The sequence below is a fragment of the Lysinibacillus sp. NPDC097868 genome, assembly GCF_044761135.1.
Lineage (GTDB): Bacteria > Bacillota > Bacilli > Bacillales_A > Planococcaceae > Lysinibacillus.
Genome location: NZ_JBIWBS010000009.1, coordinates 1 through 21,598 on the forward strand (window position 1 = coordinate 1; position 21,598 = coordinate 21,598).

The following is a 21,598-nucleotide window of genomic DNA, read 5'->3' on the forward strand; positions in this document are numbered from 1 at the left end:
ACACCCGTTCCCATACCGAACACGGAAGTTAAGCTCTTTAGCGCCGATGGTAGTTGGGGGCTTCCCCCTGTGAGAGTAGGACGTCGCTAGGCAATTAAAACAGTCAGCTGTGTGCTGACTGTTTTTTTATATTTTTCACAAAAAAGGTCAATAAAAATACTTGAAAATATGAAAATAGTATTGTTCTTTTATATATTATATGTTATATTTATATATGTCTTAAAGAGGTCCCGTGGTGTAGCGGTTAACATGCCTGCCTGTCACGCAGGAGATCGCCGGTTCGATCCCGGTCGGGACCGCCATTTATTAAATATACAGTTCTTATGATATGAATATATCGTAAGAGCTTTTTTTATTTTGAACTGAGAATTAGCAGAATTGCTGATATTACTACGATTGGCACTATATTGGTGCGAGTAGCATATCTATAGTAAGTATAGGTTTTTCAAGAGAGGATGGAGATGTGTCCAGGCGAAATTACACTATTGGTAAGCAATTACGTTATGGCAGCTTGCTATTAATAATCTGTGTCTTTCTAGTTGGCTGTGGTAATCCAATTATTGATATAGAAGAAGCGAATTCGTATCATTGGCAAAAACATATGAATGAAAATGAATTTGAGCAATTAAAGCAAGGTATGTCCTATATGGAAGTAGTTGAAATTGCTGGCGGTGGCGCTAGTGAGATGATTCGAAATAATTATTATCAATGGAATGATGAAATACTATTAACACAAGCTTATATTGTTCAATTTAAAGATGATAAATTAGTAGGAAAAGAGGTTATTGCTGTGAAGGGATATTCAACAAGGGAGTAAACACGTCTTCGACATAGAGACGTGTTTATTTTTTTGAAATTAACCCGATACTTTGAACATTTGCGTGTGTTTCGGTAAACTAGAAGTAATGAGCTAGGAGAGGACATAGAGATGAAATTTGAAAAAATAATGAAATCACTAGAAGATACAGAGCATTTTGCCATGAAGCTAGCAAATTTACTTGTGGCACAAGATACAATTACATTAGAGGGCGACTTAGGTGCTGGGAAGACGACATTTACAAAAGCTTTAGCAAAAGGGCTAGGCGTAACTAGAACGGTTAATAGCCCTACATTTACTATTGTGAAACAATATGAGGGCCGTTTACCCTTTAATCATTTGGATGTATATCGTTTGGCTGAAAGTGATGAGGATCTTGGGTGGGACGAGCTATTTTATGGTGATGCGGTATCCGTTATCGAGTGGGCACATTTAATTGAACCGGATTTACCTAAAGAGCGTTTAGGAATTGAAATTTACCGTGTTAGTGAATACGAACGACGATTTGTGTTAATGCCTTATGGCAAGCGATATGAGGCAATATGTGAGGAGCTAATGAGATGATTTGGTTGGGAATTGAAACAGCGAATGCGCCACTTTCTGTTGCAGTTGTTAAGAATGGAAAAGTGTTGGCAGAGGTTGTACAAAATATAAAATTAACGCATTCTGCAGGAGCAATGCCAGCAATTGAAACGATACTAGCTAATGTTGGTGTAAAGCCAAATGAGTTAGATGCAATTGCTGTATCAGAGGGGCCAGGGTCATATACAGGTGTACGAATTGGTGTAACGCTTGCTAAAACATTGGCATGGACATTACAGAAGCCATTAGTCGGTGTTTCAAGCTTAAAAGTATTAGCAACAAATGCAGCTCTTTTTGAAGGACTAATATGCCCTATATTTGATGCACGTCGTGGCAATGTATACACAGCTGTTTATAAAGGGTCAAAGCTTGATGTAGTTATAGAGGATTATCATGATCATATTGAAGGACTGTTAGCCCGTTTGAAGGCTTTAGATGCTCCTATATTATTTATAGGAGTAGATGTCGATCTATTTTGGGATAAAATTGTTGAAGTCCTTGGACATAATGCGTATCGTGCACCTCTTCATGAGGACTTGCCACGTGCGAGTGCAGCCATTAGTTTAGCAAGCACAGCGAAATTACCGAGTGTGGAGGAAGTCCATCATTTTACTCCGCAATATAAACGTATTGCTGAGGCTGAAGCAAACTGGTTAAAAGAGCAAAAGGAGAAAGCACATGAGTAGTAATATAATGTATCGTAAAATGGTATCAGAGGATGTACCAGCGGTTTATGCGATTGAACTTGCTACATTCCCAACGCCATGGACATTGGATTCTTTTTACTATGAGATGAATGAAAATCAATATGCACACTATGTTTTAGCAGTAGATGAGAACAATAGCATAATAGGTTTTTGTGGAATGTGGATGGTCATAGATGCGGCTCAAATTACAAATGTGGCTGTTACAGAGGCAGCTCGTGGTCGAGGAATTGGAGAAGGCTTAATGCGGGAAGCGATGCGTATTGCACGAGAGCACGGAATGGACGTTATGAGTCTAGAGGTACGTGAAACGAATACGGTGGCACAAAATCTTTATCGCAAGCTTGCCTTCCAAGATGGTGGCATACGTAAAGGTTACTATACAGATAACGGGGAGGATGCCCTAGTCATGTGGGTGAATTTATAATGGAAAATCGAGTTATTTTAGCAATTGAGTCCAGCTGTGATGAAACGGCAGCGGCTGTTATTCGTAATGGTTCTGAAATTGTTTCAAATGTAGTTGCTTCGCAAATTGAGAGTCATAAGCGTTTTGGTGGCGTTGTACCCGAGATTGCATCACGTCACCATGTAGAGCAAATTACGGTTGTTATTGAAGAGGCATTAAGACAAGCAAATATGCAGCCATCTGATTTAGATGCAGTAGCTGTTACAGAAGGTCCTGGTCTGGTCGGGGCATTGTTAATTGGCATTAACGCAGCAAAAGCGTTTGCATTTGCTAACAATGTACCGATTTTGGGCGTACATCATATTGCAGGTCATATTTATGCCAATGCACTTGTCCAACCAATGGAGTTTCCACTATTAGCCCTTGTAGTATCAGGGGGACATACGGAACTTGTTTATATGAAAGAACATGGATCATTTGAAGTAATTGGAGAAACGCGGGATGATGCGGCAGGGGAAGCCTATGACAAAGTTGCACGCGTGTTAGGCTTACCATATCCAGGAGGTCCTCGTATAGATCAATTAGCACATGAAGGCCAAGAAGCCGTTGCTTTTCCACGTGTATGGCTTGAGGAACAATCCTATGATTTTAGCTTTAGCGGTTTAAAATCAGCAGTTATTAATTATAAGCACAATATGGATCAACGTGGTGAAGAGATTTCTCCAACAGCAGTTGCAAAAGGCTTTCAGGAAAGTGTAGTTGAAGTACTAACTGCAAAAACATTGCGTGCAGCGCGCGAATATAAAGTTAAGCAAGTAATCGCAGCAGGCGGAGTAGCTGCTAATAAAGGTTTGCGTACATCCCTTGAGGCGGTATTTTCTAAAGAGGGTATTCCGTTTTTTGTACCACCATTGAAATTATGTACAGATAATGCAGCAATGATAGGGGCTGCTGCAACCCCAATGTTTGAAGCAGGTATTCGAGGAAATATGATGATGAATGGTCGCCCAGGTATGGAATTGAAATCATGGGTTGAATAAGCACTTGAATGAGATGGCTCAGAGTTTGATCTGAGTCGTCTCTTTGTTTATTTTTATAAAAATATTATGGCATATAAAATCATGAATAATGCTAGAAAATATATACGTATATTAGAAAAATAATTAATTGACAAATTTTTCAGAAAATTATCCACAGGAAGGGAAAAAAAAGTGCATAAAAAAACTGCGAACATTCGTACTTATGCACAAATTGTGGATAACTTGTGTATAAGTTGTGATTATTCTATATATAGTAGCCCATTTTACACAGAACCATGTGGATTAAATAATTTGAAATTGTGGACAGTGTGGAAAACTCTGTTGATATGTTGGTATTACTAGTTTTATAGTGTGTATAAAGTTGTGGGCATTTTTTGTCGAAAAATAGCACTTGACCAATATATATGAAAAATAAAGGCCAGTAAAGAAAAAAGCCATATGACATAGCATATGACTTTTCGAGATTTTATAAAATAATATTTTCTAGTTCCTCATTTAGCTCGAGCCATTCCATTTCAATGACTTCATGCTGCTCTTTTATAATAGCTAACTCACCTTGTAGTTGTGAAATTTTCTCATGGTCAGTGAAAATTTCAGGGTCACAGAGAGCTTCTTCTAAACGAGCGATTTCTGTAGCTGCCTTTTGCATGTTAACCTCTAATTCTTCAATTGAACGTCTAATTTGGCGCTCACGTTTTTTTGCTTCTCTATCTATTTTGGAGGTAGAGGTCTTTTCAGTAGCTGTTGCTTGTATTTGTGGCTGAGAAGCAGCCTTCATTTGAGCAATTTCAAAAAGTTCCTGTTTTTTCTCAAGAAAATAATCATAATCACCTAAATACTCAAAAGAACCTTCACCAGATAGCTCAACAACTTTCGTTGCAATTCGATTAATAAAATATCGGTCATGTGATACGAATAGGAGCGTTCCGGGATAATCAATTAAGGCATTTTCCAGCACTTCTTTACTATCTAAATCTAAGTGGTTGGTAGGCTCATCAAGAATTAAGAAATTCGCCTTTTGCATCATTAACTTTGCTAATGCCAGGCGAGCCTTCTCACCACCAGATAAAGAGTTGACGGCTTTATCTACATCTTCTCCACTGAATAGAAAGCGACCAAGTACAGTGCGAATGTCTTTTTCATTCATTAATGGCCATTCATCCCATAATTCTTTTAAAACGCTTTTATTGCTAGATAGCTTTGCCTGTTCTTGGTCGTAGTAGCCAATTTGCACATTGGTACCATAACGAATTTCCCCTGCAAGTGGGGATAAATCTTTGACAATTGTTTTTAATAATGTCGATTTACCAACACCATTTGGCCCAACTAGTGCGATGCGATCTTCGCGAAAAGTTCGTAGTGTAATGCCACTAGATATTTGCTTGTCACCGTAGCCAACAGCTAAGGAGTCAATTGAGAGCACATCATTGCCACTTTGTCTTTCTATCGTAAAGCCAAAGCTAGCTGATTTTTCGTTACCGTCAGGAGAGTCCATCCATTCAGTACGTTCGAGCATTTTGCGTCGGCTTTGTGCCATCTTTGTCGTAGAGGCACGGGCTATGTTTTTTTGAATAAAATCTTCAAGCTTTGCTTTCTCATCTTGCTGGCGTTCAAACATTTTTACATCGCGCTCATAGTTTTTCGCCTTTTCGTCTAAATAAGCACTGTAGTTTCCAGTGTATTTCGTAACGCGGTGACGAGAAACTTCATAGACGATAGAGACAACTTGGTCTAAGAAGTAACGGTCATGTGAAACGATTAAAATAGCGCCTTCATAGCCTTTTAAATAAGTCTCTAACCAAGATAGTGTTTCAATATCTAAATGGTTTGTAGGCTCATCTAGAATTAATAAATCTGGCTTACTTAATAGAAGCTTTGCAAGAGCTAAACGAGTTCGTTGTCCTCCTGACAATGAGCTAATTGCTTTTTCATAATCCTCTGGGTAAAATTGCATACCATGAAGAACAGAACGCGTATCAGATTCGTATTGATAGCCTCCTGCATCTTTAAAATCATGCTGTAATTGGTCATATTCGGACATGACCTTTGCATACATTTCTGGATTTTCGTAAACCGTTGGATCAGCCATTTGCTGTTCAAGGGAGCGTAATGTCTTTTCCTGTCCAAGAAGCGGTTCGAAAATTGTCATCATTTCGTCCCAAATTGATAAAGTTGAATTTAGACCCGCATGTTGTTCTAAATAGCCAACTTGTACACCCTTTGGAATAATAATATCGCCAGAATCATATGACAATTGACCAGCGATGATTTTTAGTAAAGTGGATTTACCAGCTCCGTTACGTCCGACTAATGCTACACGATCACGGTGTTGTACTTCTAGTTTGACACCACTTAAAATTTCATCTGCAATAAAGGATTTATATAGTTGATTGACTTGTAATACAATCATTCTTGACACCTCAATTCTTTCTTAGTGTAAAGGATGACGGAATTGCTTGCAATGTCAGTGCTTTACTTATTCTATGCTGTCATGTAAGATTGAAACGATTTCTCTTTAGTTAGTGGCGTAAAACACGCCGTTAACTAAAGGGAAATCCTCCACTTTTATAAGTGGGTGATGAATATGATATGCATTGAGCTCAGTGTGGGTTGAAACCCGTCTGAATCAAGTTAGCGGACCAGCGTATGTCATAGTTTTTATGAGGAGACTCTCAAGCATGCTCAAAAGATTCTAGATGCATGTACGCTGAAATGCAGTTGATTCATATAAGCATGTTTCAAAATGAGTATTCAAATACGCTTAGGTGCATTTGATGTGTTTATAAGGAGGAAAAAGTTTGAAACAAGAAGTAAAAATTCCACAAGCCACAACTAAAAGACTTCCTCTTTACTATCGATTTATCCAAAACTTTGCGCAAGAAGGAATGGAACGTATTTCATCGAAGGAATTGAGCGAGGCGATGAAAATCGATTCTGCAACGATTCGTCGTGATTTTTCTTATTTCGGTGCGCTTGGCAAAAAGGGATATGGCTATGACGTTCAGCATCTATTGAAGTTTTTTAGCCAAACACTTGATCAGCATGAGACAACAAAAGTAGCGTTAATCGGTGTGGGGAACTTAGGGAATGCATTTTTAAAGTATAATTTCCAAAAAAATCATAATACTCATATTGTGGTTGCATTTGACTCAAAGGCACCAAAAGAAGGGAAAATGATAAGTAATATTCCCGTTTATCATCCCGATTTATTAGAAGAAAAGTATGCTGAATATGGTGCAGACCTTGCTATTTTAACAGTATCTTCACGCTCTGCTCAGAAGATGGCTGATCGATTAGCAGCAATGAATGCAAAAGGCATTTTAAACTTTACGCCAGAGCGTATTACCGTACCAGATACTATGAAATTATTAACGATAGATTTGTCGGTAGAATTACAAGCGCTCATTTATTTAATACGAAATAGCGATAAATAAAGGTATTCACAAATCTGTAAACTGTTACAATTGATGGTGTTTAAACTATTGAAATAAATTCGCCAAACGAAAAAATTTAAGTTAAAATGATATATATATAAGAGGAGGTGGCTGCAATGGTTGTGCACTTAAGTGCTTTTACACCAGTTAGCCTAGTTATTATCGGTGTGGTTGCAATTCTAATATTCGGACCAAAGAAATTACCTGAGCTAGGTAAAGCAATGGGTTCTACACTTCGTGAATTTAAAAATGCAACAAAAGGTTTAGCTGATGACGATGACGATACAAAAAAGAAAATAATTGAACATAAAGAAAATGATAACGTTAAGTAAGTTAAGGATGTCAAGTTAATATGAATCCAAGAGAATTAACAGTCGTAGAGCATTTAGAAGAACTAAGAAAACGGCTCTTTATTTGCGCTGTTTTCTTTGTTATTGCACTTATAGTTGGCTTTTATCTAGCCGAACCAATTATTAAACATATTCAATATAGTAAAGAAGCAGAGCAACTAACTTTAAACGCGTTTAAAGTGACTGATCCCCTTGTCGTATACTTGCAAGTGACGGTCATTGTAGCGTTTGTTATAAGTTCCCCGTTGCTTCTTCATCAAATTTGGTTATTTATTACACCAGGTTTACATGAGACAGAACGTAAGGCTACTTTAAAATATATTCCATATTCGTTTTTTCTATTTTTAGCAGGAGCTTCATTTTCTTATTATGTTTTATTCCCATATGTCATGCACTTTATGATGGGTTTATCTGCGAATTTAGATATACAGCAAACAATTGGTATTAACGAATATTTCTCATTTTTGTTTCGCCTAGTCATGCCGTTCGGAATCATTTTTCAATTACCTGTTGTGACATTGTTTTTAGCGCGTTTAGGTATATTAAATCCTGAATTGATGGTGAAATTCAGAAAGTATGCATATTTTGTGTTAATCGTTATTGCGGTATTTCTTGCACCACCAGACTTTATTTCTAACGTTATCGTAGCGATTCCGCTATTTTTAATTTATGAGATTAGTATTATCATTGCACGTAGAGGCTATCGTAAGTTTTTACAAGCCGAGGCGTTGCTTTTAGAGGAAGAGCGTAAAGAAGCAGAACGCGAGCAAGTTGAGCGTTTGTTAGCTGAACAACGACGACAAATTGAAGAATTAAATGACTAATAAAAAGAGCTAGATGTTTTCCACATCTAGCTCTTTTTTTATTGCATTTTTTGCAGTTCTTCTAAAAATTTTTGCAGCGGTTCTGCGTTTAATTGTACAAGTGTAACGAAGCCGTTCAGCATGACGTGTGCAATAATGGATGTCCAAATCCTTTTTGTTTTATGGTATAAGAAAGCAAAGATTAAACCACAAATCGTATATAACAGGATGTGTGAAAAATCAAAATGAATTAGCGCAAAGAAAATGGCACTGACTATGGCTGCCACCCAGAAATTCGTCGTTTGGACAAGTGAGCCGAAAATAACACGGCGGAAGACAAATTCCTCTAAAATTGGGCCAAAAACAACAATTGCTAAAATGGCAATTGGAGCACCTTTTGCTATCGCCACAATATCAGCGGTGTTTTGTGAGCCACCTTCGATTCCAAATACAGCCATTTCTATAGCTGCACCAATCATTTGCCCGAAGAACACAAGGAAGAAACCTAAAACTCCCCAAATAATTGTAAGTGGAATAGTCTCCTTCTTACCTTGATAGATATCCCAAAACGATTGATCGCGAGTAGTTAAAATCAAACTTAAAATCAATGCAATGGCAAAGCTGAGTGCGATATACCAGCCTTGTGTAATAGGGGCCGCTTGTGCATGAGGTAAACCCGTTGTACTCATCACAAATTTATGAAACGGTAAAAGTAACCACTTTCCTGATAATTGCATGACAATGTAAATGATTAAAACATAGAGAGCCGTTTTTTTATGCTGTACGTTTTTTAAAGTATTATTCACAGTCAAAATCCTTTCCATTCATAAGCTACCTTTCTATTGTAGAGGAATATGGAAAGAAAACAAAATTTTTCGTAGTTCTGGCTTGCAAAAAAACAGTTGATTGATTATCATAATAAATGTATTAGCACTCGTTGATATAGAGTGCTAATAAACTTTTAAGAAATATTTAATTAATAGGAGGTTGTTTCACTTGTTAAGACCACTAGGAGATCGTATTGTCATCGAACTAATCGAGGTAGAAGAAAAATCTGCATTTGGAATTGTACTACCAGACTCTGCAAAAGAAAAGCCACAAGAGGGTAAAGTAGTAGCAGTTGGGACAGGTCGTATATTAGAAAACGGACAACGTGTAGAGCTTGACGTTAAAGTTGACGACCACATTATTTTCTCTAAATACTCAGGTACAGAAGTTAAATATGAAGGCAATGAATACTTAATCTTACGTGAAAGTGATATTCTTGCAATTATTGAATAGTAGTTATTATATTAATTAGGCTTAACGAATATTCCATTTCAGGAGGGTAAATTCAAATGGCAAAAGATATTAAATTCTCAGAAGAAGCTCGTGCATTAATGCTTCAAGGTGTAGATAAATTAGCAAATGCAGTAAAAGTGACATTAGGTCCTAAAGGTCGTAACGTCGTTTTAGAAAAAAAATTCGGTTCACCGTTGATTACAAATGATGGTGTAACAATTGCAAAAGAAATTGAACTTGAAAATCCATATGAAAACATGGGTGCAAAATTAGTAGCAGAGGTTGCTTCTAAAACAAATGAAATCGCTGGTGACGGTACAACTACTGCAACAGTTCTTGCACAAGCGATTATCCGTGAAGGTCTTAAAAATGTAACGGCTGGTGCGAACCCTGTAGGAATCCGTAAAGGGATCGACAAAGCGGTAGCAGCAGCTCTTACAGAATTACATGCTATTTCTCGTCCAGTAAGCAATAAAGAGGAAATCGCACAAGTTGCGGCAATCTCAGCAGCTGACGACGAAGTAGGCCAACTAATTGCAGAAGCAATGGAACGTGTTGGTAATGATGGTGTTATTACAATTGAGGAATCTAAAGGTTTCACAACTGAATTAGATGTAGTAGAAGGTATGCAATTCGATCGTGGTTATGCGTCTCACTACATGGTAACAGACACAGATAAAATGGAAGCGGTTCTTGATAACCCATACATTTTAATTACTGACAAAAAAATTACGAATATCCAAGAAGTTTTACCGTTATTAGAACAAGTGGTGCAACAAGGCCGTCCACTATTAATGATTGCTGAAGATGTTGAGGGTGAAGCTCTTGCAACACTTGTAGTTAATAAACTACGTGGAACATTCAATGCTGTAGCAGTAAAAGCACCAGGCTTCGGTGATCGTCGTAAAGCGATGCTTGAAGATATTGCAATCTTAACAGGTGGTCAAGTAATTACAGAAGAATTAGGCTTAGATCTTAAAACTGCTGATATTACATCATTAGGCCGTGCTGCGAAAGTTGTTGTAACAAAAGACTATACAACAATCGTAGAAGGTGTTGGCGGTACAGAAGCAATCGAGCGTCGTGTCGGCCAAATTCGTGCACAACTTGCTGATACAACTTCAGAATTCGATAAAGAAAAATTACAAGAACGCCTAGCAAAATTAGCAGGTGGTGTAGCAGTCATTAAAGTTGGCGCTGCAACAGAAACAGAATTAAAAGAACGCAAACTTCGCATTGAAGATGCATTGAACTCAACACGTGCAGCAGTGGAAGAAGGTATCGTATCAGGTGGTGGTACTGCACTTCTAAACGTATACGCAGCAGTTGAAAAAGCAGCTGATGCAGTTGATGGCGATGTAGCAACAGGTGTGAAAATTGTTCTTCGTGCATTAGAAGAACCAGTTCGCCAAATCGCAAACAATGCAGGTCTTGAAGGTTCAATCATTGTAGATCGCCTAAAACGCGAAGAAATCGGTGTTGGTTTCAACGCAGCAACAGGCGAGTGGGTAAACATGATGGAAGCGGGCGTAGTAGACCCAGCAAAAGTAACACGCTCAGCACTACAAAATGCAGCATCTGTAGCAGCTCTATTATTAACTACTGAAGCTGTTGTAGCAGATATTCCAGAACCAGCAGCACCAGGTATGCCTGATATGGGCGGCATGGGTGGAATGGGCGGCATGATGTAATAAGCCGCTTAACCCTTTGATCTTTTGTATAAGATGAAACGGAATAAAAGCATTTTAACGGAGGCTTCTCATAAGTTCACTGAACTTGTGGGAGGCTTCTTTTTTGTATTTCCATAAGTATGAAAACGGATTTGTCTATTCGGCATAATTAATGTACATAGGAAAACAATAAGAAAATCTTAAGAATTGGTGCATGAGTTTGTTAAGATTTAATTAGTATTATATTCTAATACGAATCCTATAGGGGAAATTATAAGAGCCTAAAGAGATGGAGGAGTGAATGTAGTGAACATTTTGATATGTGATGATGATAAAGAAATTGTAAGGGCTATTAGCGTTTATTTGGAAAATGAAGGCTATCAAGTATTCAAAGCTTACAATGGTATAGAGGCAATCGATCTTATTCGAGATCACGTTATTCACCTAATTATTATGGATATAATGATGCCAAAAATGGATGGCATTACGGCGACAATGAAAATTCGGCAAGATAATATGATTCCGTTAATTATGCTTTCTGCTAAGTCGGAGGATTATGACAAAATACTTGGATTGAATATTGGAGCTGACGATTATATGGCCAAGCCGTTTAATCCATTAGAACTTGTGGCTAGAGTGAAATCGCAGCTAAGAAGGTATACGGCATTTGGGAGTCTTGATGTGAGCAGTCATGTATTTCAAACGGGTGGTCTAATGATTGATGATGAAAAGAAAGTCATTACGGTTGATAAACAAGCAGTTCATTTAACGCCAGTGCAGTATAAAATTTTAAAACTACTCACAGCAAATACGGGGAGAGTATTCACAATCGAAGAGATTTATGAAAAGGTATGGAATGAAAGTGCCATTAATCCAGAAAATACGGTGGCGGTACATATTCGGAAAATTCGAGAAAAAATTGAAATTAACCCGAAAGAGCCGAAGTATTTAAAAGTTGTATGGGGAGTTGGGTATAAAGTTGAAAAATATTAGTCATGCATTTATTACGAAAGTTATTGTGTTTCTAATTGCCATCGCTTGTTTAACTGGTACTGCGAAGGTAATTATCAACATGGAATTAAATGAAGTTCATCTTAGTAGTATCAATCAAGATAATTATTTTGAAAGCATAGCATTCGCCGATGAAAGTTATAGCCTTATCAGCACTTTAGCGCAATTAATCGGAACATATAAAAGTGAAGAATATATTTTAAGCGGTAAGGCACTTACAAAAGAAGAAATGAGAGAAATCGAAGAAGAATTATATAATGATTTCCAATATTCATCCAAATATAATGGAAATTTGAGTGAAGTGGAAAATAGAAAGATATATCAAGAATCATATGCAGATGACATACAAAGTAAAAAAGAAGAACGCATAAGAGAACAAGTACGAGTGTTTTATCGGTTACTCAGCACATTAGATGCATCTGACGGAATCGTTTATTACGCGAGTGATAGTGAACATGTATTCTCTAATAGTGAACTAAATAAGAAAGAGCAATTTGCATCATTTGGTGCTTATATGCAATTTGCGAATTATCAACAAAAGCTTTATCCAAATGAAATGAAAAAAAATAAATACTTAGATTACATTACACAAGATATTGAGAAGTTGAATCCGCAAACAGACGCTATTTATGTGGCATATAAAGAATCTTACTTAGAGCAAAAAATGCAAGAATGGGAAAAGAATAAAGAGGTTGCTAAAAGTTATCTTAATGAATTCATTTTATTTCTGGCAGGGTTTATTGTATCTTTTGCTTATTTAGTAATAGTTATTGGAAAAACGTCATTTAAAGATAAAGAAATTCATTTTCATGTTTTTGATAAACTATATAATGATGTCAACATTGTCATAGTCGCTGGTTTAACAGGGTTGTGGGTGGCAATGATTGTTGAAGTGTTACGTGAAATGAACATACTTCTCACGGTCCCTATTTTTATCATTGCACTGCTGATGATTTTATCGCTTGTTAAGCATATCAAAAACAGATCATTACTTCAGCACACCCTTATATATCAAATCTTTAAAAAGATTTTTATTATGATAAAACATGTTTTTGATAGTGGCAGTATGGCTGTGAAAATCGTGCTGCTTGTTATTGGCTATCCTTTAGTAGCTGCAGCAACATTTTTCATGTTTCCCATTACGCTAGGTGTAGCTGCTTGGTTTGCGTTGAAAAAGGTGAAGTCGTTTAATCGCATTAAAGAGGGCGTAGAGCAAATTAAAAATGGCGACCTTCATCATCGAATTGAAATAGATGGAAAAGGCGAGTTTAGCCAACTTGCTGCGAATATTAATAGTATTACAGGTGGCTTAAAAAAATCGGTGGATAGTGAGATTAAAAGTGAGCGCTTAAAAACAGAGCTCATTACGAATGTTTCGCATGATATCCGAACGCCTTTAACATCAATTATTACGTATGTCGATTTATTAAAAATAGAAAAAGACCCTGAATTAATTGCTGAATATATAGACGTATTAGATCAAAAATCGAAGAGACTCAAGTACTTAACCGATGATTTATTTGAAGCGGCTAAAGCGTCAAGTGGCAGTATGCCTGTGCAGTTAGAACGGATTGATATCGTAGCTTTACTAAAGCAAGGCATAGGGGAAATGGGCGAGAAAATAGAAGCATCATCATTAAACTTTAAGTTAGCCCACCCTACAGAAAAAGTGTATGTGAAGGCTGATGGTAAACTTCTATGGCGCTCCATCGAAAACTTATTCTCGAATATTTTTAAATATGCACTACCTGCATCAAGGGTATATATTGATGTAGAAGATATAGGAAATGAACTACTCGTAACATTTAAAAATATTTCAGCATATGAATTAAATATTTCCGTAGATGAGCTAATGGAACGTTTTACACGAGGCGATGAATCGAGATCAAGTCAAGGTAGCGGATTAGGCTTGTCGATTGCTGAAAGCCTTATTCATATCCAACAAGGTAAATTTTTAGTGCAAGTTGATGGTGATTTATTTAAGGCGATGATTTATCTGCCGAAATTTGAATGATGTAGCAAAGGAATAGGATACGTAAGTTTTCCTATTCTTTTTCTATAATGAATTTCTGTTCTTCAACAACGACTGCAATAATTTTTTCTTGTTCTTGAAAACTTTGACTTCTGCTAATAAGTTCGTTATAATTCGTTGTGTATAAAAAATGCTTTAAGGAGGATGTTAGAAAATGACACTACGATTCCAAACTTTGAACCAGTAATTGAATACTGTCAAAGGCTCTGTTTGTGTATGCAGAGTAAACGGGATTAGTCTGTCCTTTTTTAATTATCTTCATTTCATATTGTGAAATTGTTATTCACCAATTTTCAGTAATTGTTCCCACTTAGTTGTGAGGGCTAATTATGTGATTTAAGTGGATGAAAATATGTAATGATAGAAAGGCGACTTGTTTTTCCTTTCTTTATTTTTGTCCAATTTAACCTTTTATTTGGTTTTACCAAAGGCAGGTTTCTTGTTCTTACTGACAATTTAATGAAATATGGATGGTTCTTTCCCTTTACTTTTATGATCACAGGCAGGTGCTTGTGATCTTTTCGTTTTTTAAGCGGGATACAATGTGATAAAGGTACTTGTTTTAAATAAGCTTAATTTGCATATGCTCCCGTTTTCCGTTGGGTAGAACAATTGCCATTACTGGGATGGTTGATGAGGTAGTGATTTGGGTAAGATTGGTTTTGGATATCAATTTTGTTGTATATTCAATCCTAGGTTAGTTTGATATTACCTAAGAAGGGAGCAATTCTTAATCCAATGTTCTGCTCGATAATGGAATATTTTTAAAAAATAAAAGTTCACCCAAAAATAACATACTAGTAAGGAGTAATTAAATGGAACAAAATCAATCTATAAAATATGAATTCCTATCACAGGATCCTAACGTTAAAACATTACCGATTATGCTGTCGTTAATTATCGGTGCTTTCTTTGCAGTATTAAACGAAACATTGTTAAACATTGCATTAACGACTTTAATGCATGAATTCCACATCACTCTGCCAACTGTTCAGTGGATGGCAACAGGGTTTATGCTTGTAATGGGGATAGTTATTCCAATTTCTGCCTTGATGTTACAGTGGTTTACAACGAGGCAATTGTTCATTGGTGTAATGGTCACTTTCACAATTGGAACCATCATTTGCGCAATTGCACCTAGCTTTCCTGTTTTATTAGTAGGTCGATTAATTCAAGCAGTTGGAACAGGGCTATTGATGCCGATTATTTTTAATGTCTTTTTATTATTATATCCACCAGAAAATCGTGGGAAAATAATGGGGATAGTAGGTTTAATTTTTACGTTTGCACCGGCAATCGGACCGACTTTATCGGGTGTTATTGTTGAATATTTAGGCTGGCGCTATTTATTTATTATTGTTATCCCTTTCGCCTTATTTTCAATTGTCTTTGCTTCTAAATATTTAACAAATATTTCGGAGGTCACAAAACCGAAAATTGATGTATTGTCTATCATCTTTTCAACGATTGGCTTCGGATCAATTATTTATGGGTTTAGTGCTGCTGGAGAAAAAGGTTTCCTCAGCCCAAGTGTATTTGTGACGATTATCATCGGAATCATTGGTGTTGTATTATTCTCTTTAAGACAGTTTAAGCTAAAAGAGCCTGTTATGAATTTACGAGTATTTAAATATCCAATGTATACACATGCAGTATTAATGTTTTTAATTATTATTATGGCGATGTTTGCATCGGAAATCATTTTACCGATATTTATGCAAGGTCCACTAGCCTTGACTGCTGCAGCGGCAGGACTCGTTTTACTGCCTGGGAGCTTGCTAAATGGACTTATGTCTCCATTCATGGGGCAATTGTTCGATAAATTTGGCCCCCGTGTATTGATGATTCCAGCAACACTTGTTTTAAGTGGTACAGTGTTTACGTTAAGTAGGTTAACAGCTGAAACACCTATTTGGATAATCGTATTATGCTATATTTTATTAATGCTTAGTGTTTCTGCGATTATGATGCCTGCGCAGACAAATGGCTTAAACCAACTACCTAAATCTTTATATCCACATGGCACTGCGGTTATGACCACTTTACAGCCTGTTGCAGGAGCGATTGGTGTTGCTGTTTTTATTAGTATTATGAATGCCAAACAAAATCACTTTTTATCAAAGGCGACCAATCCGAGTGATCCAGTTACAGTCAGCCAAGCTATGGTTGCTGGTGTAGAACTTGTGTATCTTATAGCTTTTGTAATAACGATATTAGCGATTATTTTGTCATTTACCGTTTACCGTGCGGTTCCAAAAGAAATGTTTGAAACAGAAGAATCAGACTCTAAATTTTGACCAATCTTCTCAGATGGAAGTCTGCAAATCGAAGCTACTCATTAGTTGTGCAAACTATTGAGTAGCTTCTTTTTTGTGAGGCTTCTACTTAAACGACTAAATACGTAAGTTAAAGCTCATGGTGTTGTAAATATAGCTTTATTGGACTAAAGGAGGATTTTATATAATGAAGGAAGTTTGTTAAAGTTATGATAGTATTATGGAAAATGTGAAGGGGCTGATTTAAGTGGAATGGTTACTGCTACTTGCGATTTTTATTTGGTTCATTTTATTTTTACGGAAAAAGCTTTCATTTAAATTTGGTTTATTTCCAAACGTATTAGAGATAAAACCAATTAAAGGGCTAAAAAAACTTAATGATCACCTAGAACGCTCCCTTCATAAAAATTATATGGATAATGTAGAAGAGAGAGTAAGGAAAAATAATAGGTTAAAAGAAAATGAGTACCAGTGGCGTCTGCTAGATTTAAAACGTTATTTTATTTTGACATCTCTTTTAAAAGAGTCCCCAATGTTTAGTGACAAGGTAGACGAATTGTGGCATCAAATGCTCATGTTTACCCGTGAGTATGATGAGTTTTCCAAAAACTATATAGGGACAATACTTCATCATAGCCCAAGTGTAAAAGTACAGCCTAATCCCGATTTACGTGGATTTTTTGATTGGATGTATGCGGAACTTTTTTTCATTAGAAATGAAAACATCCATCTTTATAAAGGGTTTTTCAAGTACCCTGTACATCCAAAGATTATTGACGAATTTAAAAATTTGTCAGAAGATAAACTACTAGATTGTTATTTTAAGCACAATACGAAATATATAACTACTGTTCGCGCGCTTATTTCAGCCATGAAGAAAACAGCAAATGGAGTAAAAAAATATGAAAAGCACACTATACGTGAAATGATGAAAAAAAGAAAGACGCAGCAAAACTATAACGCGATGCTCGTACCTTTCTTATCTGTTTCGTATTTTCATTATGATGAATTTGCAAGCTATATGAAAATAAGTAGTAGCAATAGTTCTTCAAGTTGTACAAATTGCGGGACAGCAAGCTCTTGTAATTCTTGTTCGTCCGATAGCTCCTGCTCAAGCTGCGGTGGGGGTGGAGATTAAAACATCCTAAGGGATATAGGGAATAGCATTCAGGCACTTACCTAAAACTTTGCATTGCATCGTTTGGGTATGTGCCTTCTTTGGGAACCTAGCTCGGATTAATCGCCTTCAACCTTTAAAACCTCATATTGGAAACCTTGATATACATAGTTTTGTTTCTGGTACATGTCTCTTGCTGTATCTTCGCCATCAGCTACTAAAATAACGATTTTATGATGAAATTTCTGCATGACATATTGCTGAAGTTGCGTACCTACTCCATTACGTTGAAAGGCTTCCAGTACAAATAAGTTATCAATTTCAACTGTTGTATCTTCCTCGATAAGCTCCATAGAACCAGCTGGGAAACCGTCAAAGTAGGCTAGTAGCTGATGTTTGGACGGATCATGGAAACGTCGTTTTAGTAATGCTTGTTTTTCTGTGGCGAAAGTTTCGCCATATTTTAAATCCTCTTCATACTGTAGCTTTAAAAATACCTCTAAATTGTCTTCAGTCACGGGCTGAACATCGACATGATGGTTTACCCTTGTTGCAAATTGGCTTGGTTCAATTGTATATAGTTCTAAAAAACCAATGTCATATTTTTCTTCAGTTAAATAACTGTGAATATCGGGGGATATCTTCTCGTTAGATGGGAAAATAAATTTTAAGTGCTTTTGATTGTGTTTTTGATGAAAGGTACGTAGCATCTGTTCAATTTCTTTAAATGTTGTTAATGATGGCATCATTTTAAATAGAATGTAATTACTATCATAACGACTTAGCATTTCTGGATAATGAACATGCTGACAAAATTCATCTTCAAAAATGATAGGACCAATTTTTTCTATATGGTCAAAAGTAATGTTGTTCATTGTAAATCTCCTTAGTTCATATTTATTAAAATACTTCTGAACAGGTAAAAAAACCCCCATTGCTGTAAGTGTGAATGCAATGGGGGTTTTTAGCAAGGAAAATTATGGATGATTTTATTTTAAATTTCATGTTGTTTTTTAAAACATTATAAATTAATATATTAATTGAAAATGAAAATCATTATCAATTAAATTAATAGATAGAGGTGAAGTTTTGGATAAACAGGATGTTAGCAGAATAGGCATGGGCAATATTTATTATGTGATTATCCTACTTTTAATCGGTGCCATATTTATATCTGCCGTTTATTCTGTATCAATTGGGCAAGTCAGCATACCCTTCAAGCAAACTATGAGCATACTAATGCACGCAATATCCAATGGCAAATTTGGATCGCTTGAAAATGTGGACAGTGATTCTTTTTTGAATATAATTTTACAGGTGAGGATGCCACGGGTGATTTTTGCCTTACTTATTGGCATAGGACTTGCTTTATGCGGGACTGTTATGCAAGCAGTCGTACAAAATCCACTTGCTGATCCATACATACTTGGTATTTCTTCAGGAGCTTCATTAGGAGCGACATTTGCGATTTTAGTAGGGTTTGGCAGCAGTGCATTGTTATCACAGTTTGGTGTAGCTTTCGGAGCATTTGCTGGAGCCATGATTACATCAATGGCAGTGCTTCTATTATCGAGTATTGGTGGAAAGGCAACGTCAATAAAACTTGTATTATCAGGTGTTGTCATTGGGGCATTATGTAGCTCTTTCTCAAGCCTTATTATCTTTTTTGCAAATAATGCAGAAGGTATTAAAACAGTTACTTTTTGGTCAATGGGAAGTTTAGCCTCTGCAAGCTGGGATAAAACGCCCATTTTGGTGATTGTTATTGTACTGGGGGCCACACTGTTCCTTTTCCAGTATCGGGTGTTAAATACAATGCTATTAGGTGATGAATCAGCTATAACGTTAGGTATCAATTTAAGCGCATACCGTAAATTATATATGATTCTTACTTCACTTATAACAGGCACAATGGTTGCCTACGCAGGCATGATAGGCTTCGTAGGATTAATTATTCCTCATATTACAAGAGGAATATTTGGTGCAGATCATAAACGATTAATGCTAGGTACATTACTTTTAGGAGGTCTATTCATGATTTGGGCAGACATTTTGTCCAGAACTTTAATTCAAAATGTTGAATTACCTATTGGGATCATTACTTCTGTTATTGGATCACCATTATTTATCTATATGATTGTAAAAAAAGGTTACAACTTCGGAGGGTAGAAAAATGGAATTAGTTGCACAGGAAATGGAAGTTAAGATCGGCAAAAAGGAAATCGTTAAAAATATATCTATACAGGTTAAAAAGCAACAATTTGTGGGCTTAATCGGACCAAACGGATGCGGAAAATCAACTTTATTAAAAAGTATATATAAAAGCCTTGTTCCGCAGAAGGGAATGGTATTTTTAGATAATCTAGATGTTTTAAAAAGTTCAGAGAAAAAGATTTCAAAACACTTAGGTGTAGTTGGTCAGTTCAATGAAATGCATTTTGATTTAACGGTTCAGCAAATGGTGCTGTTAGGAAGAACACCACACAAAAAAATGCTAGAGTCTGACACACAACAGGATTTTGATATTGTAGAGGAAGCGTTAGTACGAACGAACTTGCTAGATTATAAAAATCGTAGTTTTCTATCATTGTCTGGTGGTGAAAAGCAACGTGTGATTTTAGCAAGAACAATTGCGCAGCAGCCTAAATTTATGATTTTAGATGAACCGACAAATCATTTGGATATTCGCTATCAAATTGAGATTTTATCTTGTGTGAAGGATTTAAACATTGGTGTATTAGCAGCGCTCCATGATTTAGAGATGGCAGCACAGTACTGCGATTATCTTTATGCGGTAAAGGATGGGGAAATATATGCACACGGTACACCAGAAGAAGTACTAATACCAGATACCATTGAAGCTTTATATCAAATAAAATGCCAGACATTTATTAATCCTGTAACGAAGGGATTAGGATTTGCATATGGTCTTTAGGAGGATCACAATGAAGAATAAACTATTATTAGGAATTGGTTTAGCAACAATATTAATGTTAACAGCTTGTGGTAACACAACAAAAAATACAACTGAGGAATCCGAAGCAACAGAGCATTATCCACTGACAATTACAAACTATTCAAAGGCAGAGGGTGGTTCTACTTGGGAAAAGAAAGATCAAGTATTCGATAAGGCACCTGAAAGAATAATGGCCAACACGCGCCCAGCGGCAGAATTATTATTGTATTTAGGCTTAGGTGATAAAATTGTCGGTGTTGGTGCAAATTTTGGAGCAGTGGATAAGGCTGTAGAGAATGAGTATTCAAAGTTAAATATTTTAAGTGATGAGTACGTTGGAAAAGAAGTGACATTAGGTACTAATCCAGATTTAGTTTTTGGTCGAGGTGGTTTATTTGATAATGCTGAATGGGGAGTAGGTACAGTTGATTCACTTAATGAATTAGGTGTGAAAACATATGTATTAGAATCATCAGTGACAGGTGGTACGTATGATTCAATTTATAATGATATTGAGAACATTGGTGAAATCTTTAATGTTCAAGACAAAGCAGCGAGCTTTATTAAAGAATTAAAAGATAGACAACAAGACATTTCTTCAAAATTAGAAAGCATTAAAGACAAAAAAACGTTTGCTTATTTGCATACGAACGATCCAAAAGAGCTTTTTGTTTATCCAGCACACGATGAAACGTTCTTTAACGATGCATTCAAAATGGTAAAATTAGATAATGTTTTCAAGGATGAGACAGGCGATGTTAGCATTGAAACGTTAATTGCCACAGATCCAGATGTTTTAATTATTCCAAACTGGGATGGTTCTGATCTTACAAAAGTGAGGGAAGAAATTTATGCGAATCCGAAACTATCTAGTATGAAAGCTATTAAAAATAAGCAGATGTATATTGTAGATTACAATTATATGTTCGGATATGGTTACAACACGATAGATGGAATGGAAGCTCTAGCAAAAGAAATGTACCCAGATTTGTTTAAATAACGGAGCTTCTTTTTGAAAGGAAAACGTTGAAGTGCCTGGCACCACGAATCCGTACCTAGTACAGAATCGGCTCCTAAATCGGAAAAATCCACTACGCTTTCCGCGGGCACGGTGTAAGC

Annotated in this window: 20 protein-coding genes, 1 tRNA gene and 1 rRNA gene; 19 read left to right on the top strand and 3 right to left on the bottom strand. The window is 36.4% G+C overall.

Annotation, left to right across the window (positions count from 1 at the left end; genetic code table 11):
* The 7 genes from rrf to tsaD form a co-directional block, all read left to right on the top strand.
* Positions 1–92, top strand: a 5S ribosomal RNA gene (gene rrf / locus ACIQXJ_RS23185); the annotation flags it as partial.
* 134 nt (positions 93–226) lie between these two features.
* A tRNA-Asp gene (locus tag ACIQXJ_RS23190) sits at positions 227–302 on the top strand.
* A 161-nt stretch (positions 303–463) separates the two neighbouring features.
* Entirely contained in the window at positions 464–817 is a 354-nt protein-coding gene (locus tag ACIQXJ_RS23195) for a hypothetical protein (protein ID WP_403058426.1), read from the top strand.
* 111 nt (positions 818–928) lie between these two features.
* A complete protein-coding gene (tsaE, locus tag ACIQXJ_RS23200) occupies positions 929–1,381 on the top strand; it encodes a tRNA (adenosine(37)-N6)-threonylcarbamoyltransferase complex ATPase subunit type 1 TsaE (RefSeq protein WP_403058423.1) in 453 nt (150 codons plus the stop codon).
* On the top strand, positions 1,378–2,085 hold the full coding sequence (tsaB, locus tag ACIQXJ_RS23205) for a tRNA (adenosine(37)-N6)-threonylcarbamoyltransferase complex dimerization subunit type 1 TsaB (RefSeq protein WP_403058420.1): 708 nt from the start codon (positions 1,378–1,380) through the stop codon (positions 2,083–2,085). Before tsaE ends, tsaB begins: the two co-directional genes overlap by 4 nt.
* Complete coding sequence (rimI, locus tag ACIQXJ_RS23210; RefSeq protein WP_403058417.1) at positions 2,078–2,530, top strand: ribosomal protein S18-alanine N-acetyltransferase; 453 nt, start codon at positions 2,078–2,080, stop codon at positions 2,528–2,530. The genes tsaB and rimI overlap by 8 nt, the downstream gene beginning before the upstream one ends.
* Positions 2,530–3,549 carry a tRNA (adenosine(37)-N6)-threonylcarbamoyltransferase complex transferase subunit TsaD gene (gene tsaD / locus ACIQXJ_RS23215; RefSeq protein WP_403058414.1) on the top strand — a complete coding sequence of 340 codons (1,020 nt, stop codon included), beginning with the start codon at positions 2,530–2,532 and terminating at the stop codon, positions 3,547–3,549. Before rimI ends, tsaD begins: the two co-directional genes overlap by 1 nt.
* 466 nt (positions 3,550–4,015) lie before the next feature.
* On the opposite strand, the gene ACIQXJ_RS23220 is transcribed toward tsaD, so the two are convergent.
* Entirely contained in the window at positions 4,016–5,959 is a 1,944-nt protein-coding gene (locus ACIQXJ_RS23220; protein ID WP_403058411.1) for an ABC-F family ATP-binding cassette domain-containing protein, read from the bottom strand.
* A 388-nt stretch (positions 5,960–6,347) separates the two neighbouring features.
* Between ACIQXJ_RS23220 and ACIQXJ_RS23225 the strand changes: the two genes are divergently transcribed.
* The 3 genes from ACIQXJ_RS23225 to tatC all read left to right on the top strand — a co-directional run bounded on the left by ACIQXJ_RS23225 (position 6,348) and on the right by tatC (position 8,157).
* On the top strand, positions 6,348–6,983 hold the full coding sequence (locus ACIQXJ_RS23225) for a redox-sensing transcriptional repressor Rex (protein WP_228134173.1): 636 nt from the start codon (positions 6,348–6,350) through the stop codon (positions 6,981–6,983).
* Positions 6,984–7,099: 116 nt separating this feature from the next.
* On the top strand, positions 7,100–7,315 hold the full coding sequence (locus tag ACIQXJ_RS23230; protein ID WP_228134172.1) for a twin-arginine translocase TatA/TatE family subunit: 216 nt from the start codon (positions 7,100–7,102) through the stop codon (positions 7,313–7,315).
* Positions 7,316–7,335: 20 nt separating this feature from the next.
* Positions 7,336–8,157, top strand: coding sequence for a twin-arginine translocase subunit TatC (gene tatC, locus ACIQXJ_RS23235; RefSeq protein WP_403058409.1), 822 nt, complete (start codon positions 7,336–7,338; stop codon positions 8,155–8,157).
* A 38-nt stretch (positions 8,158–8,195) separates the two neighbouring features.
* Here the strand turns inward: tatC and ACIQXJ_RS23240 are convergent, their stop codons facing one another.
* Positions 8,196–8,960, bottom strand: a complete 765-nt coding sequence (locus ACIQXJ_RS23240) for a CPBP family intramembrane glutamic endopeptidase (RefSeq protein WP_403058406.1) — start codon at positions 8,958–8,960, stop codon at positions 8,196–8,198.
* Positions 8,961–9,132: 172 nt separating this feature from the next.
* On the opposite strand from ACIQXJ_RS23240, the gene groES reads away from it, so the two are divergent.
* From groES to ACIQXJ_RS23270, 6 genes are all read left to right on the top strand, one after another.
* On the top strand, positions 9,133–9,417 hold the full coding sequence (gene groES / locus ACIQXJ_RS23245; protein WP_173478892.1) for a co-chaperone GroES: 285 nt from the start codon (positions 9,133–9,135) through the stop codon (positions 9,415–9,417).
* A gap of 56 nt (positions 9,418–9,473) precedes the next feature.
* Complete coding sequence (gene groL, locus ACIQXJ_RS23250; protein ID WP_173478891.1) at positions 9,474–11,108, top strand: chaperonin GroEL; 1,635 nt, start codon at positions 9,474–9,476, stop codon at positions 11,106–11,108.
* Positions 11,109–11,393: 285 nt separating this feature from the next.
* A complete protein-coding gene (locus ACIQXJ_RS23255; RefSeq protein ID WP_403058403.1) occupies positions 11,394–12,080 on the top strand; it encodes a response regulator transcription factor in 687 nt (228 codons plus the stop codon).
* Positions 12,067–14,112, top strand: coding sequence for a HAMP domain-containing sensor histidine kinase (locus ACIQXJ_RS23260; RefSeq protein WP_403058400.1), 2,046 nt, complete (start codon positions 12,067–12,069; stop codon positions 14,110–14,112). The genes ACIQXJ_RS23255 and ACIQXJ_RS23260 overlap by 14 nt, the downstream gene beginning before the upstream one ends.
* A gap of 833 nt (positions 14,113–14,945) precedes the next feature.
* A complete protein-coding gene (locus tag ACIQXJ_RS23265) occupies positions 14,946–16,427 on the top strand; it encodes an MDR family MFS transporter (protein ID WP_403058397.1) in 1,482 nt (493 codons plus the stop codon).
* A 226-nt stretch (positions 16,428–16,653) separates the two neighbouring features.
* On the top strand, positions 16,654–17,544 hold the full coding sequence (locus tag ACIQXJ_RS23270; RefSeq protein WP_403058394.1) for a glycine-rich domain-containing protein: 891 nt from the start codon (positions 16,654–16,656) through the stop codon (positions 17,542–17,544).
* 98 nt (positions 17,545–17,642) lie between these two features.
* Here the strand turns inward: ACIQXJ_RS23270 and ACIQXJ_RS23275 are convergent, their stop codons facing one another.
* A complete protein-coding gene (locus ACIQXJ_RS23275) occupies positions 17,643–18,398 on the bottom strand; it encodes a GNAT family N-acetyltransferase (protein WP_403058391.1) in 756 nt (251 codons plus the stop codon).
* Positions 18,399–18,642: 244 nt separating this feature from the next.
* Here ACIQXJ_RS23275 and ACIQXJ_RS23280 point away from each other — a divergent pair, with 244 nt between their 5' ends.
* Genes ACIQXJ_RS23280 through ACIQXJ_RS23290 form a run of 3 tightly spaced genes read left to right on the top strand, consistent with a single transcriptional unit; the run spans position 18,643 to position 21,479 of the window.
* Positions 18,643–19,692: a FecCD family ABC transporter permease gene (locus ACIQXJ_RS23280; RefSeq protein ID WP_403058438.1), complete on the top strand. Its 1,050-nt coding sequence runs from the start codon at positions 18,643–18,645 to the stop codon at positions 19,690–19,692.
* A gap of 4 nt (positions 19,693–19,696) precedes the next feature.
* Complete coding sequence (locus ACIQXJ_RS23285; protein ID WP_403058388.1) at positions 19,697–20,458, top strand: ABC transporter ATP-binding protein; 762 nt, start codon at positions 19,697–19,699, stop codon at positions 20,456–20,458.
* A 10-nt stretch (positions 20,459–20,468) separates the two neighbouring features.
* Positions 20,469–21,479: an ABC transporter substrate-binding protein gene (locus ACIQXJ_RS23290; protein WP_403058385.1), complete on the top strand. Its 1,011-nt coding sequence runs from the start codon at positions 20,469–20,471 to the stop codon at positions 21,477–21,479.
* The last annotated feature ends 119 nt before the right edge of the window (positions 21,480–21,598 follow it).